This window comes from Synechococcus sp. MU1648 (genome assembly GCF_023630615.1).
In the GTDB taxonomy this organism is placed as follows: Bacteria; Cyanobacteriota; Cyanobacteriia; order PCC-6307; family Cyanobiaceae; genus Parasynechococcus.
On record NZ_JAKUHI010000001.1, the window covers coordinates 67900 to 92339 of the forward strand.

The 24440-nt window shown below is 56.6% G+C and carries 32 protein-coding genes; 17 read left to right on the forward strand and 15 right to left on the reverse strand.

The window, feature by feature from the left end; all coding sequences use genetic code 11:
* Window positions 1–9 precede the first annotated feature (9 nt).
* From NCN06_RS00400 to NCN06_RS00425, 6 genes are all read right to left on the reverse strand, one after another.
* The gene (locus NCN06_RS00400) at window positions 10–681 is read right to left on the reverse strand and encodes a hypothetical protein (protein ID WP_250398518.1); all 672 of its coding nucleotides are present in this window, start codon (window positions 679–681) and stop codon (window positions 10–12) included.
* 43 nt (window positions 682–724) lie between these two features.
* Window positions 725–1693: a lytic transglycosylase domain-containing protein gene (locus NCN06_RS00405; RefSeq protein WP_250398664.1), complete on the reverse strand. Its 969-nt coding sequence runs from the start codon at window positions 1691–1693 to the stop codon at window positions 725–727.
* Window positions 1694–1732: 39 nt separating this feature from the next.
* Window positions 1733–2308: a DOMON-like domain-containing protein gene (locus NCN06_RS00410; protein WP_226398144.1), complete on the reverse strand. Its 576-nt coding sequence runs from the start codon at window positions 2306–2308 to the stop codon at window positions 1733–1735.
* A gap of 1 nt (window position 2309) precedes the next feature.
* On the reverse strand, window positions 2310–3440 hold the full coding sequence (locus NCN06_RS00415; protein WP_250398519.1) for a phosphotransferase enzyme family protein: 1131 nt from the start codon (window positions 3438–3440) through the stop codon (window positions 2310–2312).
* Window positions 3441–3510: 70 nt separating this feature from the next.
* On the reverse strand, window positions 3511–5025 hold the full coding sequence (locus tag NCN06_RS00420) for a DUF8648 domain-containing protein (RefSeq protein WP_226398142.1): 1515 nt from the start codon (window positions 5023–5025) through the stop codon (window positions 3511–3513).
* Between the two features lie 205 nt (window positions 5026–5230).
* A complete protein-coding gene (locus NCN06_RS00425; RefSeq protein WP_226398141.1) occupies window positions 5231–5794 on the reverse strand; it encodes a glutathione S-transferase family protein in 564 nt (187 codons plus the stop codon).
* Window positions 5795–6097: 303 nt separating this feature from the next.
* On the opposite strand from NCN06_RS00425, the gene NCN06_RS00430 reads away from it, so the two are divergent.
* Window positions 6098–6556: a hypothetical protein gene (locus tag NCN06_RS00430; protein WP_250398520.1), complete on the forward strand. Its 459-nt coding sequence runs from the start codon at window positions 6098–6100 to the stop codon at window positions 6554–6556.
* Here the strand turns inward: NCN06_RS00430 and NCN06_RS00435 are convergent, their stop codons facing one another.
* The gene (locus NCN06_RS00435; RefSeq protein WP_226398139.1) at window positions 6557–7861 is read right to left on the reverse strand and encodes an aromatic ring-hydroxylating dioxygenase subunit alpha; all 1305 of its coding nucleotides are present in this window, start codon (window positions 7859–7861) and stop codon (window positions 6557–6559) included.
* 178 nt (window positions 7862–8039) lie between these two features.
* Here NCN06_RS00435 and stpA point away from each other — a divergent pair, with 178 nt between their 5' ends.
* The 6 genes from stpA to NCN06_RS00465 all read left to right on the forward strand — a co-directional run bounded on the left by stpA (window position 8040) and on the right by NCN06_RS00465 (window position 11564).
* A complete protein-coding gene (stpA, locus tag NCN06_RS00440; protein ID WP_226398138.1) occupies window positions 8040–9257 on the forward strand; it encodes a glucosylglycerol 3-phosphatase in 1218 nt (405 codons plus the stop codon).
* A gap of 83 nt (window positions 9258–9340) precedes the next feature.
* Window positions 9341–9553, forward strand: coding sequence for a hypothetical protein (locus tag NCN06_RS00445; RefSeq protein WP_226398137.1), 213 nt, complete (start codon window positions 9341–9343; stop codon window positions 9551–9553).
* A gap of 89 nt (window positions 9554–9642) precedes the next feature.
* Window positions 9643–10587, forward strand: a complete 945-nt coding sequence (gene arsS / locus NCN06_RS00450; protein ID WP_250398521.1) for an arsenosugar biosynthesis radical SAM (seleno)protein ArsS — start codon at window positions 9643–9645, stop codon at window positions 10585–10587.
* A 42-nt stretch (window positions 10588–10629) separates the two neighbouring features.
* Window positions 10630–10851 (forward strand): DUF3721 domain-containing protein, encoded by a 222-nt coding sequence (locus NCN06_RS00455; RefSeq protein WP_370629813.1) that lies wholly within the window; start codon window positions 10630–10632, stop codon window positions 10849–10851.
* A 3-nt stretch (window positions 10852–10854) separates the two neighbouring features.
* The gene (locus NCN06_RS00460) at window positions 10855–11250 is read left to right on the forward strand and encodes a DUF3721 domain-containing protein (RefSeq protein WP_115025176.1); all 396 of its coding nucleotides are present in this window, start codon (window positions 10855–10857) and stop codon (window positions 11248–11250) included.
* A 119-nt stretch (window positions 11251–11369) separates the two neighbouring features.
* Window positions 11370–11564, forward strand: a complete 195-nt coding sequence (locus tag NCN06_RS00465) for a hypothetical protein (protein WP_115025175.1) — start codon at window positions 11370–11372, stop codon at window positions 11562–11564.
* Between the two features lie 18 nt (window positions 11565–11582).
* Here NCN06_RS00465 and NCN06_RS00470 read toward each other — a convergent pair whose 3' ends face one another.
* On the reverse strand, window positions 11583–12038 hold the full coding sequence (locus NCN06_RS00470) for a Fur family transcriptional regulator (RefSeq protein ID WP_226398135.1): 456 nt from the start codon (window positions 12036–12038) through the stop codon (window positions 11583–11585).
* 145 nt (window positions 12039–12183) lie between these two features.
* On the opposite strand from NCN06_RS00470, the gene NCN06_RS00475 reads away from it, so the two are divergent.
* From NCN06_RS00475 to NCN06_RS00485, 3 genes are read left to right on the forward strand one after another with little or no spacing between them, the layout of a single operon-like run.
* Window positions 12184–12450 (forward strand): DUF3764 family protein, encoded by a 267-nt coding sequence (locus tag NCN06_RS00475; protein WP_115025365.1) that lies wholly within the window; start codon window positions 12184–12186, stop codon window positions 12448–12450.
* Window positions 12450–12683 (forward strand): TIGR02450 family Trp-rich protein, encoded by a 234-nt coding sequence (locus NCN06_RS00480; RefSeq protein WP_226398134.1) that lies wholly within the window; start codon window positions 12450–12452, stop codon window positions 12681–12683. The genes NCN06_RS00475 and NCN06_RS00480 overlap by 1 nt, the downstream gene beginning before the upstream one ends.
* Window positions 12661–13455 carry a metallophosphoesterase gene (locus NCN06_RS00485; protein ID WP_250398522.1) on the forward strand — a complete coding sequence of 265 codons (795 nt, stop codon included), beginning with the start codon at window positions 12661–12663 and terminating at the stop codon, window positions 13453–13455. The genes NCN06_RS00480 and NCN06_RS00485 overlap by 23 nt, the downstream gene beginning before the upstream one ends.
* Here NCN06_RS00485 and NCN06_RS00490 read toward each other — a convergent pair.
* Complete coding sequence (locus NCN06_RS00490; protein ID WP_115025171.1) at window positions 13418–13669, reverse strand: hypothetical protein; 252 nt, start codon at window positions 13667–13669, stop codon at window positions 13418–13420. The two genes, NCN06_RS00485 and NCN06_RS00490, sit on opposite strands and share 38 nt — an antisense overlap.
* Before the next feature lie 42 nt (window positions 13670–13711).
* A complete protein-coding gene (locus NCN06_RS00495) occupies window positions 13712–14422 on the reverse strand; it encodes a putative 2OG-Fe(II) oxygenase (protein WP_226422417.1) in 711 nt (236 codons plus the stop codon).
* 40 nt (window positions 14423–14462) lie between these two features.
* Here NCN06_RS00495 and NCN06_RS00500 point away from each other — a divergent pair, with 40 nt between their 5' ends.
* From NCN06_RS00500 to NCN06_RS00530, 7 genes are all read left to right on the forward strand, one after another.
* On the forward strand, window positions 14463–14990 hold the full coding sequence (locus tag NCN06_RS00500; protein WP_370629812.1) for a hypothetical protein: 528 nt from the start codon (window positions 14463–14465) through the stop codon (window positions 14988–14990).
* Between the two features lie 778 nt (window positions 14991–15768).
* On the forward strand, window positions 15769–15969 hold the full coding sequence (rpmG, locus tag NCN06_RS00505; RefSeq protein WP_115025170.1) for a 50S ribosomal protein L33: 201 nt from the start codon (window positions 15769–15771) through the stop codon (window positions 15967–15969).
* Between the two features lie 377 nt (window positions 15970–16346).
* Window positions 16347–16544 (forward strand): hypothetical protein, encoded by a 198-nt coding sequence (locus NCN06_RS00510; protein WP_115093525.1) that lies wholly within the window; start codon window positions 16347–16349, stop codon window positions 16542–16544.
* Window positions 16545–18106: 1562 nt separating this feature from the next.
* Window positions 18107–19144, forward strand: a complete 1038-nt coding sequence (locus NCN06_RS00515; RefSeq protein ID WP_226398159.1) for a chlorophyll a/b binding light-harvesting protein — start codon at window positions 18107–18109, stop codon at window positions 19142–19144.
* A gap of 697 nt (window positions 19145–19841) precedes the next feature.
* Window positions 19842–20843, forward strand: a complete 1002-nt coding sequence (locus tag NCN06_RS00520) for a hypothetical protein (RefSeq protein ID WP_226398131.1) — start codon at window positions 19842–19844, stop codon at window positions 20841–20843.
* A 12-nt stretch (window positions 20844–20855) separates the two neighbouring features.
* A complete protein-coding gene (locus NCN06_RS00525; RefSeq protein ID WP_226398130.1) occupies window positions 20856–21371 on the forward strand; it encodes a hypothetical protein in 516 nt (171 codons plus the stop codon).
* 63 nt (window positions 21372–21434) lie between these two features.
* Window positions 21435–21770: a hypothetical protein gene (locus NCN06_RS00530; RefSeq protein ID WP_115025165.1), complete on the forward strand. Its 336-nt coding sequence runs from the start codon at window positions 21435–21437 to the stop codon at window positions 21768–21770.
* Here NCN06_RS00530 and NCN06_RS00535 read toward each other — a convergent pair whose 3' ends face one another.
* The 5 genes from NCN06_RS00535 to NCN06_RS00555 form a co-directional block, all read right to left on the reverse strand.
* Complete coding sequence (locus NCN06_RS00535) at window positions 21771–22337, reverse strand: pyridoxamine 5'-phosphate oxidase family protein (protein ID WP_226398129.1); 567 nt, start codon at window positions 22335–22337, stop codon at window positions 21771–21773. It abuts the gene before it with no gap.
* Window positions 22334–23251 (reverse strand): histone deacetylase family protein, encoded by a 918-nt coding sequence (locus NCN06_RS00540; RefSeq protein ID WP_226398128.1) that lies wholly within the window; start codon window positions 23249–23251, stop codon window positions 22334–22336. Before NCN06_RS00540 ends, NCN06_RS00535 begins: the two co-directional genes overlap by 4 nt.
* Before the next feature lie 41 nt (window positions 23252–23292).
* Window positions 23293–23544, reverse strand: coding sequence for a hypothetical protein (locus tag NCN06_RS00545; RefSeq protein WP_226398127.1), 252 nt, complete (start codon window positions 23542–23544; stop codon window positions 23293–23295).
* 155 nt (window positions 23545–23699) lie between these two features.
* Window positions 23700–24140, reverse strand: coding sequence for a hypothetical protein (locus tag NCN06_RS00550; protein ID WP_226398126.1), 441 nt, complete (start codon window positions 24138–24140; stop codon window positions 23700–23702).
* 6 nt (window positions 24141–24146) lie between these two features.
* Window positions 24147–24434 (reverse strand): hypothetical protein, encoded by a 288-nt coding sequence (locus NCN06_RS00555; RefSeq protein ID WP_226398125.1) that lies wholly within the window; start codon window positions 24432–24434, stop codon window positions 24147–24149.
* Between the last annotated feature and the right edge of the window lie 6 nt (window positions 24435–24440).

Here is a 24440-nt window from a genome sequence, read left to right on the forward strand (position 1 = left end):
GCCCCTGTTCTAGTCGTCAGCGAGCTCAGGTTTGTCGGTTTCCGCAAGAGAAGGGAACGTGCTGCGAATGACAGCCTGGATGTCGCGGTGGGCTTCGCTGCGGAATCCAGCCACGCCGTCGGCACTGAGCAGGGGGTAGGTGCGATCACTGGCATCCACCTCGCGTAGGTGCTTCCACCGGTTGCTGCTGTCTTCCGCTTTGAGTGCGATGAGGGGAGCCTGGAAGTCGTAGACCTTGGTGTTGCCGAGGGCGGCCACCTGGGCGGTGAGCTTTTCACGCACTGGGCTGAGGGCTTTGGCCTTCAGCGTGTCCGGCAAGCCAAGCACAGGCTCGTAATGGTCGAGAAGACGGAGTTCGGCCTCCAGCAGCACGGGCCAGGCACCGCGTTCGCCTTCGGTCAGGCCCATCGCCGCCTCGGCCTCGGTCATTGCCTCCAGATGGAAGCGCAGCCATCGGTAGTAGGTCTTGTCTTTGATTGGTTTCTTGGCCGCAGCCCTTCCGGACACAATCGCCGGAAGAGCTTTTTCGGCCTTGCGCAGGAACAGACGATCCTCCCGTTCCAAATTCATGGCTCCCCAGCGCTGCCGGTACTCCCAGAGCTCGATGTAGCGAGCTACATCAATCTCGGACCATCCGAGACCTTTCAGTTCATCACCGCGATGGGAGGTTTCCTTGGACACCCGCTTCCTGGATCACGCCAGTTCTCAGCGTAGGTGTCGATGCTCACCGGTTTGGTGATCTGCTGGCGGGGTTGGTCTGAAGAAACTCCTGAACACTGATCCGCTGCGGCTGGTTGTAGCCCACCGGCAACCAAAGATCGCCGGCTGCAGCATTGAAGTGGATTTCCCAGTGATATAAACCGGTGTAGGCCGCGGGATCCTCCCTCATCAGCGAGGCATACAGGAGCACCGCGCGGCCGTAGTAATCGCTGTTGTTGTAGCCCCATAGGCCGCGGCGAATGTCCTGAAGTCCGCCACGGCGCACCAGATATCGCGCCGCAGCCTGGATGGCGTCGTGGTGATCGCGGATGTTCCCGGCGCCAATCCCAGGTTCTGCCCAGGTGGTGGGCAGGAACTGCATGGGCCCCTGGGCATTGGCCACGGAGACGCCATCGATGCGCCCCATGCCGGTTTCCACGAGGTTTACCGCAGCTAGAACCTCCCATTCAATCCCCGTCGCCGCCTCGGCCTTGCGGTAGTGGCTGAGCAGCTTTTCCGCTGATTCGGGCTGAATGATCCGCCAGGCGGGGAGCATGGACGGTCCACGGCCACGGCTCATACGCACGAATTCGCGCCGTGCTGCGAGGTGCCTTTCTGCCACGTTGCGCCAGCGCGGAGGCAGGCCGTTGATGACCTCTTGGGCTCTGGACTGGTCCGTGGACAGCACCCGGTAGATCACCTGTTGTTGATGCCCAAGATCGGGCAGTGCATCGGCCGGCGTGGCTGGGTCCCGTAACGCCTTTTCAACATCTGCCAGCAGCGTTGCCAGTTCAGTTGTGTCGGCAGGCACAAGGGGGTATTGCCTGCCGTCTCGTGTTTTGGGTTGGGTCGCTTGGGCAGGAAGTGTTACAGGCGCGGTCACCACCGGTGCGGTCACTAACGCTTCTGCCCGTGGCTGTTTCGGTTTAAGCCACAGCCCCCCCAGCAGGGTTGCCGTGAGAGCCGAGACAATCAACACGTTGCGGCTGCGCATGGTGAGGCAGGGGCGCTGTGCTGACACTACCGGTGCGGTTCAGGCCGTAAGGAAGGTGCTGCGGTCGTGAAAGTCCGGCTTGCGTCCGTGGCAGAGAGCCCAATGTCTCAGACCGTCCTGATTGCTATCGATCACAGCCGTCAATGCCAGGTCTGGGCAGCCCCCTGGCGTCCACCAGGGTTCCAAAGCAATCCTGGCGTCCAGCCGCAGTTGATGCGCCCCGCGTTGCAGCCGCACCGTTGGGGGTGTGCTGAGCTCTTGCTGGGTCTGGCCACTGCGGTAGTGATCAAAGCGATAAACCGCCCAATCCCCATTGGGAGCAAGATTTACTTCCCAATAACGTTGCTCGCCAGGGGCGGCGAGAAACGCCTCGAAGCACGTGGTGGTCCAGAGATCATCCCTGCGTTGTCCGTGTTGTGGCCCATCATTCAGATCCGTCGGCAGACGCAGCGCATTGATGCCTGTGGCCGTGTGGCCCAGGACTCCATAGCTGAGTTCCAGCCATCCATCACGGGTCCAGACGAGCTCGGCGCTGATCTGTAACCCTGGAGGCATGGACCGTTCAAAGGGGATCAGGCGGCATGCCTGACGCAGCATCACTGCAGAACGACTCATCTCAGTGGCTTGAGCCCTGCTGACGCTGCAGCCGCTTGACCAGGTGTTCCAAGTCGCTGAACTGTTGTTCCACCGCTTCTGTGAGTCGGAATTGAACCAGGGCGCGTTGCAGATTGTGCCCAGGTCGATCGCAGCGGAAATACACGTCGCCCTCAAGATGATCCGTGAGGAACCTCAGCCCCAGTTCCATCGGGATCAGACGGATGCAGTGGGGCAGATAGTGCAGGTCCCAGTCACTCAGAAATCCACCAGCAACTGACAGATAGCCCTTGAGAATGGCCTCACAGAGGTTCATGTCGAAGTCCACATCGTCCAGGGAGAGTGTTTCTTCTCCGGCTGGATTGCAGCAGGACCGCAAACAGTCGCCGATGTCGTAGTGAACGAGTCCCGGTTTGACCGTGTCCAGGTCAATCAGACCGATGGCCTGACCGCTGGCCTCGTCAATCATCACGTTGTTGATCTTCGGGTCCCCGTGGATGGGACGGTGATGGAGTTCGCCGCGTGCAAGAGCTGCTTCAAGAACATCCACGCCCTGGCGGCGCTGCTCTACAAACGCGCAGGCGTCACGCTCGGCAGGGCCCATGCGGCCCGTGGCCGCGGCGATCTCATCGAAGCGTTGAAGGTAGGCCGGTGTGACATGGAAATTTTCCAGGGTGTCAGCCAGCTGATCGGTGGGCAGGTCACTGATCAGGTGGTGGAACATTCCCAGCCCATAACCCACTTCCTGGGCGTGGGCACTGTCCCTGATGACATCACTGGTGGTCGCTGCACCGATGTAGGTGATCGAGCGCCAAAACTCGCCGTTTTGTTCGATCCAGGGGGAGGCTTCCCGACGACAGGGAACCACTCTGGGTACTTCCCAGCGGCGTCCCTTCAGTTGTGGAGGTGGAGAGGCGAGACGGCGCTCCATGTGTTCGCCCAGGGCCTGCAGGTTCTGCATCACCAGGTCGGGACGATCGAAAACGCTCGTGTTCAGCCGCTGCATGACGAAGGCGCCGTCTTGTCCCTCATGAGTCACGAGGAAGGTTTCGTTGACGTTGCCTGAGCCAAGGGAGCGAATGGCTTTGATCCCCTCGCGAGGATGGAAGCGATCAGCGATGGCTTCCAGGGCCTCGGTCATGAACGGTCGCATGGGTCTCAGGCCGCACCTTGCCGCGCTTCCTGCGTTCTGCCCCGTTCAGGTGTGCAGAACAGCAGCCGACTCAGGCTTCGAGCTGGCTTTCGATGACGTCCATCAATTGCAGGTAGGCCGGTGTCCCGGTCTCACCGTTCTCGTCGAGGGCCATCTTTTTGCGCATGGCCTGATTGGCATTGTCCGCAATGACGGCATTCACCACGAGGTCGAGAGCTTTAGGGACCTCCAGGTTTTGCAGAGCCTCGGCATACCGACGGCTGTGGCTAGGTCGTACTGATTCCTGGCAGTAGCTGGAGAGTTCCCGGCTTTCCGTCATTACCCGGTAGGCGGTGTCCTTGACGCCAGCACGCCCGTAAATCGCCATATACAGCAGATTCACCATGGAAGCGTCGTGGGCTGGGATCGCGTATTTGCGGGCGATTTGAGGCCAATACCGCAGAGATTTCAAACCCTCTAGTCCGCCTTTGCGCAGGCCTGCGGCTTCACACCACTGTTCCAACTCCTCCATGGAATGAGGACAGCGGCCCTGATCGCGCATCTCCTGTGCCATCACTTGGCCGGCCTGGAAATTACGGGTTGGGCTACCGGAGACGGGCAGCATCATGCTGCCGCGCACATCAGCCACCATGGCCGTGAGCTGGCTGAAGGTGTGGTCCCGTACCCGCTCGAAGTCGCCGTCGCGCACCAGGGTGGATTCAATTCTTGGTACGGCGTAGCCCAGTTCTGTAAGAGGGAAGGGCTGACGGTGGTACAGCCGTTGTCGGTCGGGTCGTGCCATGGACACGGTGGCCGCCTGATCCAGGCACTGGTTCAGAAGCAGGGTTAGGAGCGTTGGCAACACACCTGGGTTGTCCTGATGGAAGCCATAGCCGAAACCGGCAAACACCGACGCCATGTTTTTGGCGGCTTTGATGAACTGCCCCTCCACGTTGTGAACACCAGCGGAGACCTGGATGTTGGGGGACAGTTGATCCATCAGCTGGGCACCCAACATCGCTGTTAGGGCGTTCGGATGGCAGAAGTTGGCTGTGAAGCTGTCGAAGGGATTACGTAGAGCTCCATGGCGGTGAAAGCCGGAGAAGAAAGCGAGCTCCGGTTGTTGCTCACAGAGCACATAAGCGCTGTTGTTGATCGGGTCATGGCTGAAGGACCCCGCCAGGCAGGCCAGCACCACTTGGTCTCGATTGAGCTCTTGCCGCAAACGACAGGCTTCGTGGAGGTCTTCTTCGATGTGATTGCTGTTGGCGCTGAGCACAACGAGGTCGCAACGCTCGATGAGATCGCTGAGGGTGTTGGCCACAAGCTCACCGCCGCTGCGATGGCAACCCATCTCGAGCACGGTCTCCACGTGCTCGTCGTCCATCGTTTCAATCGTTTCTCTGGGGAAGGCTCCCAGCAGGTCCCGGCCAGGACGAGGGGCTAGTAGCAGACGCCCTTCTGCGTTCTGCATGGCGCAGTTGTATGCCAGCGACGCGGGATAAAGCCCGACGCTGTAGAACCCCACCTTGCCGTTCGACAGCTCCTGCACGCGCCGTCGTATTGCTCCGGCGTCCAGGCTTTGGTCGAAGAAGGAGTTGCGCATGCTGGCAAGCCTAAGCAGCGTCCCTGGTGGGACTGCTCACAACAGACAGACACGATTTGCTTTCGTGATGCGGAGTTTCGCTATCCCGCAAGCTATGAGCCGACTTACTTGATCGATGCTGATCGCTTCGAAGACCTATGAAGATGTCTGCAATGTGGAAAATTGAATGAGGGAATAAACAGGAGATGAATAGCAGATGAATAGATTAAAGGCCCATGATCTGTTTGTAGTTTTGGTTGGAGCGTGTTTGCTCATTGAGGGACTGGATTTCTGGATAGGCTGAGAGATCTTCGTTGGGATAAAAAATGGGGAGGTAGCCGAGATATGCGTTGACTGCACAATCGGCAGCCGTCCAGCGATCACCCACCAAAAACTTTTTCTTGCTGTAGAGGTCATTCAGTTTCGCCATCAGTCTTGGAAACTCCCGCTCCTTATTGGAGGGAACGAATAAAGCGATCGCGAGTGTGGAGTTGGCGAAAAGAATCCACTGGCTGATGGAGGCGCGTGTTGCCGGGTCTTTGACTTCGTTGGTGTAATTCTCGGAGAGATACTGAAGAATGGCGCCTGACTCAAACAGCACTAATCCATTGCTGTCGTCTTTAAGGGCAGGTAACTTGCCGAAAGGATTCACCTCCAAATAACTCGGTTCAAGATTTTGACGAGCTGCCAGGTCAATGTTGACGTAATTGTAGGAAATACCTTTTTCTGCCGCGTACCATTTCGGCATCGATACACGGGTCTTGGGGCCGCCGTAGAGATAAAGCGTCATCACTGATTAGCGATCAAAGCTATGCTAGCTCTCGTGATGCTCCCTGACATTTAGATTGTCTAGGAGGGTTGGTTTGTTTCGGGAGTCATGATGGGTTTGCTGGGCAGGATTGTGTTTATAAAGGATTCGATTTTTTAGTTCTGACCTGGTACTTTGATGTCTTCAGTAATTTCTCTTGTTTGATTATTTTCGAATTACTTTGTTCCCTGATGTTCCTGGAGTCATCGATCGAGAGGTGGTGATGGCGTCTGGGCGGGCGTGTTCGCTCCAAACACGTTGTAATGCGCTCAAGTCATTGTTCACATGCCTGTGTCCAGCCGTGATCTGCTGATGGCGTACCGCTGGCCTGCGGCGGTCGTCTTGTCCAGCCTGGTTTTGGCGGCCACGGCAATAAAGCTGCTCAGTCGGCCTATCCCCATTGCGATTGAGGGTGGATTGCAGGTGGACAAGCTGGTCCTTCCCCCCAGCGTCACCATCCGCTCTGATACGCCTTTACCGGTGGTGGTGCAGGAGCAGGTGACCATCTCCGGAGATGCCCCCCTTGCGATTGAAGGTCCCGTGTCGGTGAAATCGATTGCGGGGGCGGTGACGGTGAATGCCGATGCACGGGTCAGTGGTCTTGACGGCGAGGTGTCCGTCAAGGCGGATCAACCGCTCCCTGTGCGAGCCGATGTGTCTGTCGACAACAAAGTCACCATCGGCGGCAAGGTCGATATTCAGGGCAAGGTGAAGCCGACCTTGCTTCCTGTTCCAGGGCTCTGATCAGCGGTTGCGGGGGGCCTGGCCGTTGCCGACGGTCAGGCCCTGCTCCCAACGGTTGAGCTGTCGCAGTACCAGGCCCGTCACTGCGGCGGTGACCAATCCGACGCTGCTCCAGGCGCTGCCTTGTTCGATGCCCACGAGAGCTGCGGATCCCCACAGCAACGCCCAGGTCCATGGACGAGCCTTTTGAATGTTCGCCAGAGCTGCAGAGCAGCTGCGGCAATGGATGGTGTGGCTTTGGTACCGATCCATGAGCTCTGTTGTTGTTTGCCTGGGTGGTAGGCGTTGCCCTGCAAAGGGCTCGCCGCCGTTGGCGTTCAACCAGCGATGCAGGGCAGCGACGTAGACGTCTGACGTTGTGGGCATAAAAAAGCTGCGCTCCACGGCGGAACTACCGCCGGCCTGCTCCAGTACCCGTTCCTGCCAGTGCAGAAACACCTGATCGTCCTCCAGCACCTTGTGGTTCCCGATGTGCTGCAACCAGCGGGGACGCAATCCGATCAGGAGGCGAGGTAACGCGGATTGGAATTGGAAGGGGAAGCGGGCGAACAGGCGGCACTCGCCGCGTCGGATCGGGACGGCATATACAACGGTGAGGATGCGGCCAAACCCCTTGGCGGTGAGGTCGTGCCACATCAGTTGGGGCGCCCGAAAGCAGGTGGACTGGGCGCCGAGCTTGCCCCGGCGAGGCCCCTCCTCCCAGAACGCTTCGAAGCCATCAGCGTCTTCAAGGGTGACTTTGGCTTCAACGGGGGCAGCGTTGTCCCGCTTGCCCACGGTTTTGTGGTGGGTGAAAGGAACGTGACTGACGTCGAGCACGTTTTCCAGCAGGGTCACCGCATCCATCGGCAGATCTCGGAAGGTGTCTTGCACCGTCCAGCTTTCGGGATTGTCTTCAAGAGCTGGAACCAGGGGGAGCTGACTTGGGTCTGCGGCATCGGGGGCACCCATCCAGACGAACAGCAGTCCCTGCCCCGTCGCTGTCGGCAAGCTGGCGCAGCGGGACCGTCGGTTGTTGGGCTGAGTGTTCTCGAGCGCTTGCGGCACGCGCTGGCACTGGCCGCTGCCATCGAAACTCCAGCCGTGATACGGACATTCAAGGAGCCCTTCGTCGTTGATCCGACCTTCGCTGAGGGGAACCAAACGGTGGGGGCAGACATCGGGGAACACTCGCCAGCGTTCCTTGCTGTTATCCCACCAGATCACCAGATCCCGCTCTAGCAGGGTGAATCGACTCGGCTTTTTAGGGTCGAGGTCCTGCACATAGCTGATGGGCCACCACTGTTCGGTCCAGGTGGGGTGCATGGCAGGAGCATCAAGGCCGCCATGTTCGCTAGCCGGATGGCTTGACCGCGGTGTTTCGCTTGCCATCAGCGCTGCTCCATGCCTCCGCTACTGGACTTCTCACTCGTTTGGAACTAAGGAGTTGCGCGAAGAAATTGCACTGTTGTGCATTCGTCTGAAGCGACATCTCTGAATCTCCATGCCCCGTCTGACGCCCGACCAGTTCCTGCAAGAGCTCACAGGTGCTGAAGATCTGTTGATCGTGCAGGACCTCGATGGCGTCTGCATGCAACTCGTCAAGGATCCACTGACACGGTGCATGGATCCTGCCTATGTGGAAGCAGTCGCTGCCCTGGATGGCCAATTCGCTGTGTTGACCAATGGTGAACATGAGGGCCGTCGCGGGGTGAACCGTCTCGTGGAACAGGCCCTGGCGGATCCCGATTTACCCAAACGTGAGGGCCGTTATCTGCCGGGTCTGGCGGCTGGAGGGGTGCAGTTGCAGGATCGCTTTGGCGACCTGAGCCATCCCGGCGTCTCGCAGGAGGAAATGACCTTCCTTGCTCAAGCCCCCAGCAGGATGGAATCCCTGCTGATGGAGCGGCTGCCTGCCCTGCTTCCGCAGCTGCATGGTGACGCCCTGGCTCAGGTTGCCAAAGCCGCTGTGTTGGACACCCAGGTCTCACCGACGATCAATCTCAATGGGATTTTTGCTTTTGTCCCCGGTGATGTGACTTGTCAGCAGGCTCTTCAGACGATGCTGTCTGAGCTGATGCATCAGTTGCTTGCCGAAGCTGCAGATCAGGGGTTGGAGGGGTCTTTCTTTTTGCATGTGGCTCCCAACCTGGGCCGTGATGCACAAGGGGATGAACGGATCAAACCCGCTGCTTTCGGGGATGTCGGAACCACCGACATTCAATTCATGCTCACAGGTTCCATCAAGGAGGCTGGCCTTTTGGTGCTGCTCAATCAGCACATCAAGCGCCGTTGGGGTGAATCCCCCTTGGGTGATGCCTTCAACGTGAGAACGGCTCCCCACGCACCCGATGCGCTGTTGGCCTTGGTGAAGGAGCGGATCCCCGCGGAACGGATGCCGTTGTTGGTGGGGGTGGGCGACACCGTTACCTCCACTGCATCAGCTGATGGCGCGGGGTGGCTGCGAGGCGGCAGTGATCGAGGCTTCCTCAACCTGTTGCAGGACCTTGGGGCCTGGTCTGGTCAACCCAACCGCGTTGTTCTCGTCGACAGCAGCCATGGCGAAGTGGATCGACCCAGCCACGCCGATGGGAGCTTGCAAGGAATCACCGATCCAGAGGATTCCCTGCGGATTGACGTGCTGATGCCCGACGGTCCGGACCAATACATCGCCTGGTTCCGCCAGCTTTCCGCGCGGCGCTCTGCGGACCCTGTGCGCTAAACCACAACCGCGCTTGACCGGTGTCATCGGGAATCAGCGCTGAATTGAGGAGGGTTGCTTCAGCACCAACCCAGTTCTCATGTTTGCCAAAACCGTCGCTGTTCTCGCTGTCCTCAGCGATTGCCCTTCCGATCGCCGCCTTGTCGATTCATGCGGTGATGGAAGCTCAGATTCCCCACTGCACGATTGATTTGCCGGCTTCAGAACCTATCTGTACGGATGCGGTTACCGGCCTCAAGTTCGACCATCAGTTTCGCCGCAGTGGAATGTTCGCCTCCGCCGGTGAACGCAGCTGATCAAGAGAAGACCCGTTGATTGTGTCGACAAGAACCAACTCCACTCCGATCTGCTGTCTGGAAGAATCGGCTTTATCTGTTAGGTGCCGGTGACTGTCGTTGAGAGGGTTTTCCCGCCACTGAAGCGCGGACTGCTCACAACGCTCCAGGTCAATCTTGGGTACCGCTGCAACCAAAGCTGCGCCCATTGCCATGTGAATGCTGGGCCGACCCGCACCGAGATGATGGCTGCGGATCTTCTGGCGTTGATTCCTCAGATTCTTGAGCGCCATGGGATCGCCTGCCTCGATCTCACGGGGGGAGCACCGGAGCTGCATCCGGGCTTTCGTGATTTGGTGCGGCAGGCACGATCACGCGGAACCGCGGTGATTGACCGCTGCAATCTCACAATCCTGAGTGAACCGGATCAGGAGGACCTGGCTGAATTCCTGGCGGATCAGGGTGTTTGCATCACAGCCTCCTTGCCCTGTTACAGCGCTGAGAATGTCGATCGCCAGAGAGGTGATGGCGTGTTTAAACGCAGCATCAGCGGCCTACGGCAGCTCAATGCTCTGGGCTACGGAACGGGCGATCCCAACCGGCAGCTGGATCTCGTTTACAACCCCCTTGGCCCGGTTTTGCCTCCCCCCCAGCAGGCCTTGGAGGCTGATTACAAGACCGCATTGGCTGGGTTGGGGATCCGGTTTGATCGTCTACTGACGCTGGCCAACATGCCCATCCAACGGTTCGCCAGGCAATTGGAACTCAACAGCGAATTGCAGTCATATCAAGCCCTTCTGGAGGAAGCGCACAACCCCGAAAATCTGGAGTCTGTGATGTGCCGCCAGCTGATCAGTGTGGACTGGCAAGGTCATCTGTATGACTGCGATTTCAACCAGCAGCTCGGACTCCCCTGTTCCGGGGAGCTCCGTCACCTTCGTGATCTGATGCGCCTCTCAACCGTTCCTGCGGATCAGTCGATCCACACGGCTCAACATTGTTTCGGCTGTACCGCTGGCGCAGGGTCAAGTTGTGGTGGAGCACTTCAGGGCTGATTCTCTCTTCATGGGCATAGTGGGGAGATCTGTGTTGAGGCCATGCCGCTGAATCGCATTTTTTCCTCTGCCGTTGTTCTTTTGATGTCGGCGACGGGAGCCATGGCTGAGGCGCATGGCCAACCCAAACAGGCGATGTTCAGCACCAAAGCTGAAGCCGAAGCGGCTGCCCCGGGATTTGGTTGCAAGGGTGCGCATCAGATGGGTGAGATGTGGATGGTCTGCGACAAGCACGGTGAGACGGATCACCATGGAGCGCACTGATTCATGAGTGAAGGTGGGCACTGCGGCAGCAAGCCGAAGCGAATTGCGATCGGGGTAGCTCCTCTGGGCACCATCTCCATCGGCATCGTGCCGATGGGGGTCATCTGCATTGGGGTGGTGCCGATGGGGGTGGTCTCGATCGGTGTGGTGGCGATGGGCGTGATCAATGCAGCCATCGTTGGGATGGGATTGGTGGCGGTGGGTGTCAACACCATGGGGGTGATCACAGCCGGCCCGATGAGCATGGGGTTGATTCAGATTCGCTCCACGACCAACCCGCGCTATCTGGCCTATCCAAGTCGAGAGGAGGCGGAGGAGCAGGCACGCAAGTTGGGCTGCAAAGGAGTGCACCGCATGGGCGATCGCTACTGGATGCCTTGTAACGAGCACCCTCAGTAAGGCCTCCACAGGAAGGTCTCCAAGGGTTCGCTTCACAAAAGCTTCGGAAGACTTCTGTTGCAGGCACCTTCTCAGAGGTCGTTCTGCTGGCTTCAGTGTGAGAAAGAGGGGCGTACCCGATGTCATCGTCTCCACGTGAGCGTCTTCAATCCCTACTCAGTGCCCGATGGCTGGAGATGGGTGAGGTGTCGTTGATGCATCACCGCCAGGTTCAAGTCTTGTTGAACACCTTGAGGCGCGAAAAAGAGCTTGTTTCCGTGCAGCTCATTGACCTCCTTGTGACAGATCTCTACGACAGGGAATTTCGCGCTTAATGATCAGCTGTTAAGTGCTTATCCCTGGCACTTGGGGCAGATCGCGCGCACATTCAGGCTGGATTCAATGAGTTGAAAGCCAACATGTTCTGCGGCAGCAGCCCCTGCTGCAAGAACGGATTCGCTTTCAAATTCTTCTGTCCGTCCGCAGCGGATGCAGACCACGTGGTGATGTTGACGATGATCTTCGACGGCAAGCTCGAAGCGTCGTCCACCCTCACTGAGTTCCAGTTCTTGGAGCAATCCCATGTCGGCCAGGAGGCGCAGGGTGCGATACACCGTGGCCAGGGACACCTTCATGTCGAGTGCCGCCAGCTGCTGGTGCACCTCCTCGGCACTGAGGTGGCAACCGGATCCACAGTGTTCAAACAGTTCAAGAACACGTTTGCGCTGCGGGGTGAGTCGACGCCCGTCCTGATGCAGGCCCCGCTGCAAAGTTGTGTCAGTTGAGGCAGGCGCGGAGGACGATGTCACAGCTTCTCCTCGCTTGTTCTCAATAGTAGTCCTTAATGAGAGTGCCGTCTCGCCTCTATTTCATTGTCGTGATCTAATCCCCTCGGTTGCCGAGAAGCAAGACGAATTCTGGTGATAACGTCCGCCAGCGATGTCGTTCTGGTCGATGGAAACCCACGTCCTCACCTTCACGATCACTAAGTCATTTGCTGAATGGGTCGCCACCTATGACGCATCTCTGCCGCTTCAGAAAATCGCTGGTATTACTTCCCTCTACCGGGGAGTCAGCAAGGAGGACCCCACCAAGGTCTGCGCCGTGATGCAAGCCTCTCCCGGTGTGATGGAGCAATTCATTGCCGACAACACCGACATGATCGAGGCTTCAGGGCATGTGATTGAGAGCACCATCAGCCAGGTGTTCGTCGCCAGCTGATGGTTTGGCGTCCTGCGAGGGCCTGGACCAGCCAGAGCCCGGTTGCCGGTTATCGCCATTTCGAGTTGATCACGCAGGGTGGGAGCGGTGATCAGCGCTGGGTGGAATTGGCCGCTGTCCTGAAGCCATCCCATCGGGAACGGGTGCTCTGGATCGAGCTCAAAGATTCAAATCGCTGGAGTAGCGGCTGGCAGTCCATTCCTGAGGACGATGCGAATTCTCCAACTGAGTGATCCACACCTGGTGGCAGCTGATCAGGGTTTGGTGCGGGGAAGGCTGGCCCTCGCACACCTGGAGCAAGCTCTGCGGGTTGGCTGCGCCGTGGTCCCCGATCTGGTTCTGGTCACGGGTGATCTGTGCCAGGACGAAAGCTGGGGTGGGTACGTCCGGCTGCGAACAGCCCTGACCAACCACGTGCGCTGCAAGGTTGCTCTGGTGCCCGGTAACCACGATCACCCGCTGTTGCTGGATGCGGTTTTGGGGAGGGCGTGCGTGACAGGCCCCGCTGATTTTGTGGTCAGAGGAGTGCGCTTGGTACTGCTGAACAGCCACAAGGTTTCTTCTGCAGCCGGTCAGCTCGGCTTGGCTCAGCTCCAGTGGCTGGAACGGCGTTTGCAGTGTTCAGAGCGCCGTGATCTGCCCCTTGTGGTTGCTCTTCATCATCCTCCGATCGCCATCGGTGATGACGGCATGGATGCGATCCGGTTGCTTGATCAAGATTCTCTTGAGGCTGTGTTGCGTCCCCATCTCGCTCTGCGGGCGGTTTTGTTTGGCCATATTCATCAGCATTGGCAAGGCCACTGGGCGACGCGTCCTGATGTGTCACTTCTGGGCTGCCCTTCCACGCTTTGCAGTTTCAAGGCAGTGCAGGCTTGTCCCCTCGACCGAGCTGGTGATCCAGGCGGAAGGCTTCTCGACCTGACGTCTGATGGAGATCTTCAGCATCAAGTGCTGCGTTGGTCTGACGTCAGCCCATCCCTTTCTGGGATTCGCGGAAGGCCTTGAGCTTGTCGATGTCTTTTTCTTCGTCGATGGAATAGTCCGTCAGGATCAAGGCCTTGCCAATGGTGCCCAGGGCGTACTCGATCCGGTCGAGATCCCGACGTCCCTCTTGATCCAGCCTCGCTGAGCGAATCACTTCAGGGCGCAACTGATCGGCCAACTGCTCCAACGCCGATGCGATCGCTTTGGCCTGCTCGAGTGGCTCTGTTTGACTCATGAATCCTGAACAGATGCAACCAGTTGACTCTGGCAGCTCTCCTCAGAATCCCTTGGCGGTGGGGCGCTGACTCGAGAGGGAAACGTTGCCAAGGGGCTGCTGCTGGGCGGGCTGTTGCATTGCGGTTGGTGCAGCACCAGGTGCTGCCATGGCATTGAAAGCGAGGGACCAGCGCTCCCCTTCACCACGGAAGGGCATCACCGAATGGGGTTGCCAGGCTGGGAACACATAGAACTCTCCAGGGACGGGCAGCACGTAGTGCGCCATTCCGGTGCGGAACGATTGCAGATGCCAGTCTTCCGGACCGTGGAAGCAGAGTTGGCCATCAAAACTATCGGCATTGATCTGGGGTGGCACCTTTAGAAAGATCACCCCGGAAAAGCTGCCGCCATGGGTGTGGGTGGGGTTGTAATCGCCTGCGGTCTGGCAATTGAGCCAGAGATCAATCATCTGCAAGCGATATCGACCGGGAACCCAGGGGCCGCGACCTTGGGGAGGCTGACGGTCCATCACATGGCGGATCCAGCGATCACAGGCAGGCAGCAGGTGGTTGTTGCTGAGGTCCTGCACGCCGGGTTGGTCCGGCCGCAGTTCGCGTTGCTGACGCAGTTGACCGGCCAGCTTCGCTGATGCATCGGGGCTGGAATCAGGATTGGCGAGAACGCTTTCACTTAGATCAATCAGCAGCTGGAGCAAAGGGTCCGGCAGGGTGCCCCGAAGGATGGAGCGTGGAAACAGATCGAGAACGTCCACCAATGACTGGTCTGCTGCAGGTCATCGTGGCAGCCCCAAAGTGGGTGGACTGTTCATGCCGATCGTGATGCTGCGCCACGCACTCCTGCTGCCTTTGGTGTTTGTGGGCTCCGTTGCTGTGGCGGCTCCTGATCTACTGGGGCAACAGGGGCCCACGACAGCCTTGCTGCAGGGCGGGGCACTGCAGCTCAGTACCCGCCGAACTGCTGAGCGGTTCCCTGACGGCAACCGCATCTGGAAGGTTGAGCTGCATCGAGGCGCTCGGCTCCTGGCCAGTTGGCCAGCAGCCAGTGGTGTTGCCGGGCGCCAAACCGCTGATCGCCGCTGGAGTCCCGGCAATGCTGCCCCCTTACCCGCCGGCGAGTACAGCTTGGGACGCCCCGAACCTTGGGGTAACGATCTTTGGTTTGATCTGACCCCTCGCTTCGACACCACTCGCAGTGCTCTAGGAATCCACCGCTGTTACCCCGGCACAGGGTGCATCTGCATACCAAAGAGGGCTGACATCGATGCACTCGCAAGTTGGGTTAAGGCCTCGGGAATTCGTACGCTGAAGGTGGTGAACTGACTTTTTGCGGCCTGTCATGCACCAGGTGACGCCAGCACCGTTAAGCAAGAATCAAAAATCAACTCTTGACGGGTCAACTCGGTTTTCAGCGAGATTGTTGAGCAATACGGACTGCTTCTTGAAACCAGCAGACGTATTGAATTCATTGTCACAGGGCTTTGGCTCATTTGAACAATGTCGTTGACTCATCGGAACGCCATCGAACATTTCACTGAGAGATCATCGATTTGGACGCTTGGAGAAGCATCCAAATCGATGATTGATCGTGTCATCGGGCGCTGGTACACCAACTGACTTCTTCGTCGTAGGGGGAGTCGGTCCAGCGTTATCTCACCCTGATGAGTCGTCTTGAAACTTGCTCCCGTCTCATTTGGTCAAAGTCACTGCTTCATCGGAACGGTAATTGCCACTTTTCAAGGTCATCGTTGCTTTGAAGGGCAGCTTGACGGCGCCTCTTCACCCGATGATTCTGGCGAGCCATCGGGCGCTGGAGCAGAACTGACTCTTCTTCATGAGCGATGGAGAGTCAGTCCAGCGTTACCGCATTTGCCTTAGACAGCTTTGAAACGAGACCTGGTTTCATTTGAGTGATGCCAACTTCTCATTTTCATGCAACGCCTGCGTGAGCCGGAGGCAAGATGAAAATTGAAGGTTCTCGCGAGGCACCTTCAATTCGATGACTTATCCGGGTCATCAAGCTGGGGTTACAGCTGACTCTTCTTCATGAGCGACGGAGAGTCAGTCCAGCCAATTTTGTTTTGATTGCAATTTTATTTTCATGGCTAAGAGCAAAGGTGTTCGAATTGTTGTCACTCTTGAATGTACAGAGTGCAGAACAGCTGCAACTTCCGAAAAACGCTCGCCAGGTGTATCCCGTTATACGACCACAAAAAACCGGAGAAATACTCCCGATAGGCTTGAGCTCATGAAATTCTGCCCGCAGCTCAACAGAATGACATTGCATCGTGAAATCAAGTAACAAGAGCAAGAGTTTGTCTTTGCTGGTTTTAGAATCATTGATTTACTCAAAAGCTCTAATGTGAGATAGGAAGATGCATTCTTATGAGCAGTTTTATCTTCCTGCTGTATCTTTACCTAGGTGTCGCTGATGAGCTCCCATGAGCACAATTGGCGATGAGGGGATAGTGGATTCGATTTATGCCAGCGTGACTCTCCTCTCTTGGTTCTAAGTGAGTACCATGGCAATGCTCATTGTCAATGATTTGCGAATTATTGATTGATCGGCTCTTGGGTATTTGAATATTTTTTGCGTATCAATACGATTGGCCATTGGTAGAATTTAAGACGACCCTTGAGCGGCATTCAGGCTAGTTTCTAAGCAACTGCATTCTAGTTATGACAAACATCGAAGCATTTGCTCATATCATTGACTTGGCAAACCGAACCACTGATAAGACTACCTATGACTATTTAATGCAGGAGGCTCAGGAGATCATGAGAGATAAAGAGACAGAAGATATAAGCTATTGTGATTTTGCGGAGTTGGTTAAAGAGCGGCTTGAAAATGAATCGCAAAGGCTAAAGATTGACTAATGTTGACCTAACCAAAAAGGGATTGCGGCAAGGGTGGATATGGTTGGGTGAAGCTACTGGCAGTCACTGAAGCGCATTGTGAGGGAACTGTTGTTGCTTCGGCTTGGCACTGACTCGTCAATCCTGTTCTTGGCAGACCAGCCGGTCAGGCTTCATGTTTAGGCGCTAGCCGAGAATGACTTGTGGATTCCAGGGGAACCAGCCTGAGAACCTACTTGTGGTTTGTCACACCGTTCTCAAGCCTTGCCACGCCACCAGCACTGATTCATGGAAGATCGAGAGAGTTGCTCCCTCAGTCTGGGGTTGCATTGGTCACGTTGTCATTGCTCAAAGGAATCTCGCTGTAGCGGCATTGGAAGCACATCTTTCCAGAGAGCCAGCGAATATTTGTTTGAACAGTTCATTCCAGCCGGAGCTGTTCCTGCAATGGATTCGCTGCTGTCGAATTCATTGTGCGTCGTCTGGCCCTTTTCCCCTCCAGGTTCAAGGGTCAGTCAGGCGTGCACTAAAAACAGTATTAATGTCGGTGCTGATTGGGTTGCTTTTTTGCTCTAATCAATCGCCTGCATGAGTCTTTACCACTCTGGCCCTGCACTCTGATGTCCCGTAAGACAACTCGTCTCACCAACCTTGATGCATCAGTTTTAGAAGCAGAGATGCGTTGTGGAACTGAATGGCCGATTGGTCTTATTGATGCGATTGCACAAGCCCATCAGACCACAGTTCGATGCGTTACTGAGCGGCGTCGAGTGTTGCGTCCCACCGTTTGGCATGATCCCTATAATCCACACTCCACCAGTAATTCGTAATGCTGATGTTTTGCTAGGTCTCAGTAGCAAAAAATAATAGTCAAAATATTGTTCCATTGTTTTGACGCCTCTTTTTGGCTTTGATATGAACGTTGGTGGAATTGCCCATATTCTTCAATCTGGTGGTAAGGATGGCTCGAAGTCATCGCATATGCATTGCCTTCTGGATGGGCATCACTAAAGGTGTCGCTCTTCCTTTCGATCAATTGACTCGATCAACGTTTTAGATTTAACACCCTCTTGATGCCTTAATTACGTGGCTGTGCTGTCAAGTCTTGATAATAGTTAGGTCGCCCTTGGACGGGGTTCGGCAAAAACATAAGTGATTTACTCCTCGTCAATAATTTCGAGGGGTAGATCTCTTTTTTATTCTGTATTTAAAAGACAAGCCATGGGTGGATGAACCATGGCTCGCCTGAGCCTGCAAAACCCCTGCAGGCTCAGGCGAAATCTAAAGACTGTTCTTCTATGCCTGCGCATTCATTTGATACTTCGAATGCTCTCAATTGCTTTTGTGCTTTGTTGTGGATGCCGGTGGGTTTTTGTAGCTAGCACGATTCAGCATGTTCTTGATTGATCCACTGCTTGCTACAATTAGTCTTTCCTGTTGTCTCCATTGATGCGGTCAAGGTTTAATTTGTGCAAATGATTCTTTTTCTGGTTAAATAAGATCTACCCCTAAAAAGTAATGTAAAAATAAGGCGAATTAGATCCGGCCAATTCTTAAGTTGCGAATGCCACATTTTTTTGAAAATGCAGTCTTATGGAAGTTCATCAGTCAGTTATGACTGGTGGGCTGGAAACTCAGGCGTGGCTAAACGCAGCGGCTCTTTTATTGCAGCCCATGCAGCCCATGCAGGCTTGATCATGTTTTGGGCTGGTGCCTTCACCTTGTTTGAGTTGGCCCGTTATGACGGAACACTGCCAATGGGAGAACAAGGGCTGATTTTGATTCCACATCTCGCCGGCCTTGGCTTCGGCGTAGGAGAAGGTGCTGTAATCATTGACCAGCAACCCCTCATCGCGATCGCAGCATTCCATCTGGTTTCATCTGCTGTACTTGGAGCAGCTGGAATCTGGCATACGCTTCGAGCTCCCAAAGACCTTTCAGAAGCTGAGGGCCGCGCCCAAAAGTTTCATTTTGAATGGAGTGATGGCAAAAAGCTCACTTTCATCCTGGGTCATCACCTGATTTTTCTCGGCCTCGGAGTCATCGCCTTCGTTGAATGGGCAAAGCGCCATGGAATTTACGACAGCGCTATCGGAGCTGTTCGACGGGTGGAACCAAACATTGACCTCGGCATGGTGTGGGGTTATCAGGCTAATTTTCTTTCCATCAGCAGTCTTGAGGACGTGATGGGTGGCCATGCTGTTTTGGCCTTCATTCTCACGATTGGTGGTGTTTGGCATATCATCTCCAGCCCTTTCGGTCCCTTCAAAAAGGTCTTGATCTACAACGGCGAGTCAATTTTGTCTTACTCGCTTGCAGGTATAGCTCTGATGGGATTTGTGACCGCCATTTGGTGTGCTCAAAACACAACAATTTATCCCGTTGAGCTGTATGGCGATCCATTGAAATTGAATTTCGCCTTCTCTCCCTACTTCAGCGACGCAACTACTCTTGAAGGTGGTGTCCACTCAGCCCGGGCTTGGCTGGCCAATACGCACTTCTACCTTGCATTCTTCTTCCTGCAGGGGCATTTTTGGCATGCCTTGCGCGGCATGGGCTTTAACTTCAAGCGCGTTTCTGAGGCGCTTGACAACATGGGGAATTCCAAGATCAGTGCCTGATTGATCTGCCGTTTCTGATGTACCCCTCATCTCAGTGAGATGGGGGGATTTTTTTGTTTCGTGATTCGGCCGGAAGTCCGCCTTTTTTGATTCTTTCTGAAACCACACCATCCTTTTCCTGGATTATTTCGTCTTGTCGGTAACCTCTTAGCCGTATTTTTTCAGGCTGCGGTGCAGTTCCCACTTCGTTGTCATGAGACCTATGGGCCGTCTCGCGTCAAACATCTCAAGGGCTACAAGAGTATTGCAAGGGCTTGTCGAGCTCCTGAACGGACTATTTTGTATTGGATGGATTCTCTAAATGAAGACTTTTGTCTTTGTATGTGTCGACAAAAAGTCGACCTATCGTCTGCGATTTTGTTCTTTGTTTCTCGTTTTGGTTGCTTCAAGCCTTTGATCGCTGCTTTCAGTGATGCCTGCCAGGCGCTGTGATTCGCCTTGGTTTTGGCTTGTGTCAAGCCTCTTCGTCTCTTAAGAAATTCGGTGGTGTATCGGTAGACACGGATTTGTCCGTCAACGTAATTCCGTGGTCGAATCGCTCCGGTGGTGCATCGCCGTCGACCACACAACATTCATCGTCGACGCGCAGATTGCAGCGGACGGATCAGATGCCATCCGATGACTGGGTGGTCTGTAGCACCGACGTTCCCTCGGCAGAGCACTACAACGGAGTCAATCCAGCACCTTGACCGGTTTCATGGACGTCAGCCTCTGGATGATTGTCGGTTTCCTCCTGGCGGCGTACTCCGTCGTCGCGAACGACTCTCTTCAGACCCTCGGCACCTACATCTCGTCCAACAAAAAACGCACGCCAAAGCCGGTGCAGATGCTTTTCATCTGCTCGGTAACGAGCGTGGTGTTGATGTTGGGCTGGGTTCTGTCCAATGGTGATCCCGCCTGGGGAAGGCTCAGTGTTCCTGGCAAAGAGTTCCCTTTACCTGAACCTTTTACCTGGGTTTATGTCCTTCCCCCGCTCGCTGTTCTGGCGTTAACCCAATGGGGGGCGCCGGTGAGCACCTCGTTCTTGGTGTTGTCCTCGTTCCAGCCGGCCAACATCGGCAAGCTGCTGAACAGTTCTCTAACGGGCTACGTCCTCGCCCTCGCCGTGGGCCTCGCCGCCTATGGCCTGGGCATGTGGTTGCTGGAGCGCTGGGTGTTCTGCTGCTCTGAGGAGGGTAAGGATCCCAGCAAAATCTGGTACCCACTGCAGTGGTGCTCCACCGGTTTCCTTTGGAGCATGTGGTTGGTGCAGGACTTGGCCAATATCTTCGTGTTCCTGCCCCGTCAGCTTGGGTTCTTCCCCATGCTGATCTGCACGCTGGTGCTCTGCGTGGGCCTATGTGTTCTGGTAGCCACCGGGGGTGGTCCTATACAGGCTGTGCTCCGCTCCAAGACCAATACGTCCGATCTTCGGTCGGCCACGGTGATCGACTTCTTTTTTGGCCTTTGTCTGCTCTATAAGGCGTTTCTTTCGACGTTCCCTTTGAGCACCACCTGGGTGTTTTTGGGGCTGCTCGGCGGTCGAGAGATTGCCCTGAGGATCAAGGAAAGGGAATTCGAGTACGTGTTCACCAACCAGGAAAGCGGCACGCTCGCCAAGATCATTGGTAGTGATCTTTGGAAAGCCGCCATCGGCGTGGTGGTGAGTCTGGTGATTGCCCTCAGCATCCAGCCTCTCGCTCAGTTCACTGCAGGTTGACCGCTTGATCTCATGGCAGCTCCCCGATCCACGTCCAGAGATTCTGCTGGTCGCTTTCAGGCCAGCAAGGAACCCAAGGCCAAGCCGGTGCAGGTTTGGTTGAAGCCTGATGTCCTGCAACGGCTCGACACCTACTGCGCCTTTTACGGCGTCGGTCGTGGTCGGGCCATTGGCCACCTCCTGCAGGGTGCTCTGCCTGACCCCAACTGGTTGCCCCCGGTGATTGATTTGCTGGAGGGAGCTGAGCCTGTTGCTGCAGGTGGCAACGAGCCTGATCATTCACAACATGAACAGGGGCAGGCGTTGACGCCGATGCCTTGTTTTCATGTGGGTGATCGTGTGTGCAACAAGGCCAGCGGCCGTTGCGGTGTGATTGCTGATGAGCCCCTTCTTTGGGTCGAGCCGGGGCCATCTTCCACCGGAATGCGCGGTGAAGGCCATTGGAGTTACGCCGTGGCCTGGGACGGTCAGCTGGGATTAACGATCCGTTATGCGGAGTATCTGCTTGTCCCAGAGGGTGTGGCCTGAGTCGCCTGATCCTGTGGTCAGCCGATGAATCCATGGCTATGGCAGAGAGGGATGAGGCCCTGCATGGGACGTTGTGTTCTCCTATCGCTTTTGCTCCCCTGGTTGATGGGAGGGTCGGTGCTTGCCAAGCCTGAGCCGCAGCTCAGTGCCAGACAGACCATCCTCGAGGCGAACCGCCATCTGATCGCCGATGGTTGGCGTCCTGCCCCTGAACAAATGCCAACGCCGGAAGAGCGGCGCTGGTCGTCGGTTGCACTCAAAAGTCTCTCTGCTTGTTCCGGCACAGGCGTCGGCTTCTGCCGTTTTGATTACCGACGTGATCTGCAGCGGTTGTCGGTGGTGACAGTACCCAGTAAACCGGGCCGCCCTTCTGTTGGTCGCGTCGATCGTTGGTGGTGATTAGGGGTTGAGCGATTGCTCCTGCCAGTGCGTTGTCGCGCTCCAACGCGTGCGTTCATGGGGATGAGGCCCCAGGTGGAGCCGCTCGACGGTCTCTATCTGCAACTGCAGCACCACGAAATGGTTTGGTAGCGGTGACGTTTCACTGAGTTGCTCGGGGAAAGTTGCTGAGGGATCCAGTGGATCGGCCGGTGTGGGCCAGCCCCAGACAGCACGTCCGGTATTGGAGAGCTGTTGCCAGCGCTGCCGACAGAGTTCAGCTTGTTCGGCCGGTGTGATCAGCTGCACCATGCCGCGAAGCCTGAACTGCTGGCGGGCTTTGGGGAACAGCCAGCACAGTTCTGCAGCCCCATCGCCAGAGAGTTCCTTCACCTTCTCGCTGCGTTGATCAGTGAATAGTTCCAGCTGGTCCACACCGGACCAGCCTCGGAACACCAACGTCCGCACCCGGGGCGTTCGATCGCGCCCGTTCGTGGCCAGTTGCACCCAGCGGGCGCTAATGGAGCGCCCCTCCCGCTGCAAGGCAGCGCGAAGCAGAGGTCTCCAGGGGGGCAAGGCCTCAGTCATGGCAGATCGAACAAGCGAGCTTGCTCGGCAGCGGCACGCACAACGATGGCGTGGCGCTGCACCAGCGGGGTGAGGGCGTCATAACCACCACCGATCACGGTCGCGGTTGGAATCCTGCGGCGCAGACAGGCATCGAGCACGAGTCGATCCCGCATCATCAGTCCCGCATCGCTGAGTGCAAGTCGGCCGAGTCGATCATCGCGATGGGGATCGACGCCGGCGTTGAAGAGAACCAGTTCCGGCGCGATGTTGTCCAAGGCGTCTGGCAATCGATCGGCAATGGCGGCGAGATAGTCGTCATCGCTGGTGTGATCGGCGAGGGCAATGTCGATATCCCCCTGCACTTTGCGCAAGGGGAAATTGCTGCCGGCGTGCACCGAGAGGGTGGTCACCCTGGGGTCGTGTTGAAAACAGGCTGCTGAACCATCGCCCTGGTGCACGTCGAGATCAATGATCAGAATCCGCTGCACCTCCCCTGTTGTCAGCAACACCCGTGCGGCGACAGCACAGTCGTTAAAAATGCAGAATCCGCTCCCGAAGTCGGGGTGGGCATGGTGGGTGCCGCCAGCGAGATGACAAGCCAGGCCTCGCTGTAGAGCCAGGCGTGCCGTTAACAAGGTGCCTCCCACGGCGAGCCAGGTGCGCTGCACCAACGGGCGTGTGGCAGGGAGCCCAATGCGGCGTTGCGCCGGATGGGGCAGGCGGTCGCGGCTGAAGGCTTCGTGATAACCGCGGGGATGCACATGTTCCAGATCCTTGCGGGCGATGCTCAAGGGCCGATGGACCTGGTTGGCCTGGATCACCCCCTGCTCCAGCAGAAGTTGATGCAGCAGCCGGAACTTCGCCATCGGAAAGCGATGGGTGCTCGGCAGCGGAGCGGAGTAGCGAGGGTGGTAGACAACCGAAAGCGTCAAGGGGTTGTTCTCACCCAAGAGGTCTCAGGCCCATTCAAGGATTATGCAGGCTGCTGGTTCAGCAACCAGTCGTTGAAGCCACTGGTGTTGAGCTCGCTGATGCAGCGCTGTATTTTGCGCAGATGACTCTGTTTGATCTGGGTGAGCCGTTGGCCCTCTTCGGATGATGCTCCGACGCGGATTCGCTGTTGGTTGAGCAGGTCCATTTCGCGATCCAGATGCTCCATCAGGTTGAGCAGTGCGTATCCCTGCTTGACCTCTTGCGCGCTCAGCTGCTTTGCGAAGTAACCCATGCAGCACCCCTTAAGGATCGCTTAATTATTTCACGATGAGACTCGCCGGTCTCTTCCATGGGCTCAATAAAAAGGCCCCCGGATTGAACGGAAGCCTTTGGTCCGCGTGTGAGGGGTGTCTCGCCCCCGAGCTGAGTGTGGTCTCAGCGAGCGGATTAAGGATGACCAGGCTGTGCCGAGGGAGTGTCCAAGTGTGACTCCCTCGGCATGGAGTGGGTTGAGCTGAAGTGCAAATCCGGGATTTCAAGTTTCTGCTGGGGCCAGATCAGGCTGGTCCCTGTGCTGGAGCTGATCCGTAAAACCCCATAGACAACTTCGCTTCCGAGATCGATGCGTGCATTGCAGCTGCAGGTTGTGATCCCGTCTTGGTGGCTCATCCGCCAGCGCCCCAGGCGCCTTGCTTGCAGCATGAGATCGGGTTCAAGCTTCAGTTCAAGGCTGTTGTCGTCGAGCTTGACGCTACAGACAGCTTCTCTGGTGCCATTCCTGCAAACCGTCTGTTCAAGCTCAGTGCCCTTGGCTGCCTCTGGTGCGATGGCACATGCGGCGATAAGTGCTGCGAACAGCATTGGGATCGATCGCTGAAGCTGAATCACTTGCGGTCAGTTCGGGACAAGCTTGTCGGTAGAGACACACCGGGCCCAGCCGGTTGATGGCAGCTCGGGGTTGTCACGGTCAGCAATTTTGTAGATCAGCTTGAACTGGCAGAAGCCAGCGGCGTCTTTCTTCGGTGGAACATGAACACGTACTTCCGGCAGCTGCAGCAGAAGCTCTTGCTTGGCTTGAGGTTTGGAATAAAACGACGTGCCGGGTTTGACAGTGAAAACAGCTGCTTGCCCTGCAGGGAGAAGCGTGTAAAGCAGGAATCCAGCCGTCAGAAATCCGCGCATTCGGCT

Excerpts from the sequence above, each read along its gene's own strand:
- NCN06_RS00435 (WP_226398139.1), bottom strand. The coding sequence starts at position 7,861 with ATGCACCCCACCTGGACCGAACAGTGGTGGCCCATCAGCTATGTGCAG.
- NCN06_RS00520 (WP_226398131.1), top strand. The coding sequence starts at position 19,842 with ATGGACGTCAGCCTCTGGATGATTGTCGGTTTCCTCCTGGCGGCGTAC.
- NCN06_RS00405 (WP_250398664.1), bottom strand. The coding sequence starts at position 1,693 with ATGCGCAGCCGCAACGTGTTGATTGTCTCGGCTCTCACGGCAACCCTG.
- NCN06_RS00460 (WP_115025176.1), top strand. The coding sequence starts at position 10,855 with ATGAGTGAAGGTGGGCACTGCGGCAGCAAGCCGAAGCGAATTGCGATC.
- NCN06_RS00515 (WP_226398159.1), top strand. The coding sequence starts at position 18,107 with ATGCAGTCTTATGGAAGTTCATCAGTCAGTTATGACTGGTGGGCTGGA.
- NCN06_RS00410 (WP_226398144.1), bottom strand. The coding sequence starts at position 2,308 with ATGAGTCGTTCTGCAGTGATGCTGCGTCAGGCATGCCGCCTGATCCCC.
- NCN06_RS00415 (WP_250398519.1), bottom strand. The coding sequence starts at position 3,440 with ATGCGACCGTTCATGACCGAGGCCCTGGAAGCCATCGCTGATCGCTTC.
- NCN06_RS00510 (WP_115093525.1), top strand. The coding sequence starts at position 16,347 with ATGACAAACATCGAAGCATTTGCTCATATCATTGACTTGGCAAACCGA.
- NCN06_RS00555 (WP_226398125.1), bottom strand. The coding sequence starts at position 24,434 with ATGCGCGGATTTCTGACGGCTGGATTCCTGCTTTACACGCTTCTCCCT.
- NCN06_RS00455 (WP_370629813.1), top strand. The coding sequence starts at position 10,630 with ATGCCGCTGAATCGCATTTTTTCCTCTGCCGTTGTTCTTTTGATGTCG.
- NCN06_RS00525 (WP_226398130.1), top strand. The coding sequence starts at position 20,856 with ATGGCAGCTCCCCGATCCACGTCCAGAGATTCTGCTGGTCGCTTTCAG.
- NCN06_RS00490 (WP_115025171.1), bottom strand. The coding sequence starts at position 13,669 with ATGAGTCAAACAGAGCCACTCGAGCAGGCCAAAGCGATCGCATCGGCG.
- rpmG (WP_115025170.1), top strand. The coding sequence starts at position 15,769 with ATGGCTAAGAGCAAAGGTGTTCGAATTGTTGTCACTCTTGAATGTACA.
- stpA (WP_226398138.1), top strand. The coding sequence starts at position 8,040 with ATGCCCCGTCTGACGCCCGACCAGTTCCTGCAAGAGCTCACAGGTGCT.
- NCN06_RS00420 (WP_226398142.1), bottom strand. The coding sequence starts at position 5,025 with ATGCGCAACTCCTTCTTCGACCAAAGCCTGGACGCCGGAGCAATACGA.
- NCN06_RS00465 (WP_115025175.1), top strand. The coding sequence starts at position 11,370 with ATGTCATCGTCTCCACGTGAGCGTCTTCAATCCCTACTCAGTGCCCGA.
- NCN06_RS00535 (WP_226398129.1), bottom strand. The coding sequence starts at position 22,337 with ATGACTGAGGCCTTGCCCCCCTGGAGACCTCTGCTTCGCGCTGCCTTG.
- NCN06_RS00475 (WP_115025365.1), top strand. The coding sequence starts at position 12,184 with ATGGAAACCCACGTCCTCACCTTCACGATCACTAAGTCATTTGCTGAA.
- NCN06_RS00430 (WP_250398520.1), top strand. The coding sequence starts at position 6,098 with ATGCCTGTGTCCAGCCGTGATCTGCTGATGGCGTACCGCTGGCCTGCG.
- NCN06_RS00530 (WP_115025165.1), top strand. The coding sequence starts at position 21,435 with ATGGGACGTTGTGTTCTCCTATCGCTTTTGCTCCCCTGGTTGATGGGA.
- NCN06_RS00545 (WP_226398127.1), bottom strand. The coding sequence starts at position 23,544 with ATGGGTTACTTCGCAAAGCAGCTGAGCGCGCAAGAGGTCAAGCAGGGA.
- NCN06_RS00480 (WP_226398134.1), top strand. The coding sequence starts at position 12,450 with ATGGTTTGGCGTCCTGCGAGGGCCTGGACCAGCCAGAGCCCGGTTGCC.
- NCN06_RS00485 (WP_250398522.1), top strand. The coding sequence starts at position 12,661 with ATGCGAATTCTCCAACTGAGTGATCCACACCTGGTGGCAGCTGATCAG.
- NCN06_RS00425 (WP_226398141.1), bottom strand. The coding sequence starts at position 5,794 with ATGACGCTTTATCTCTACGGCGGCCCCAAGACCCGTGTATCGATGCCG.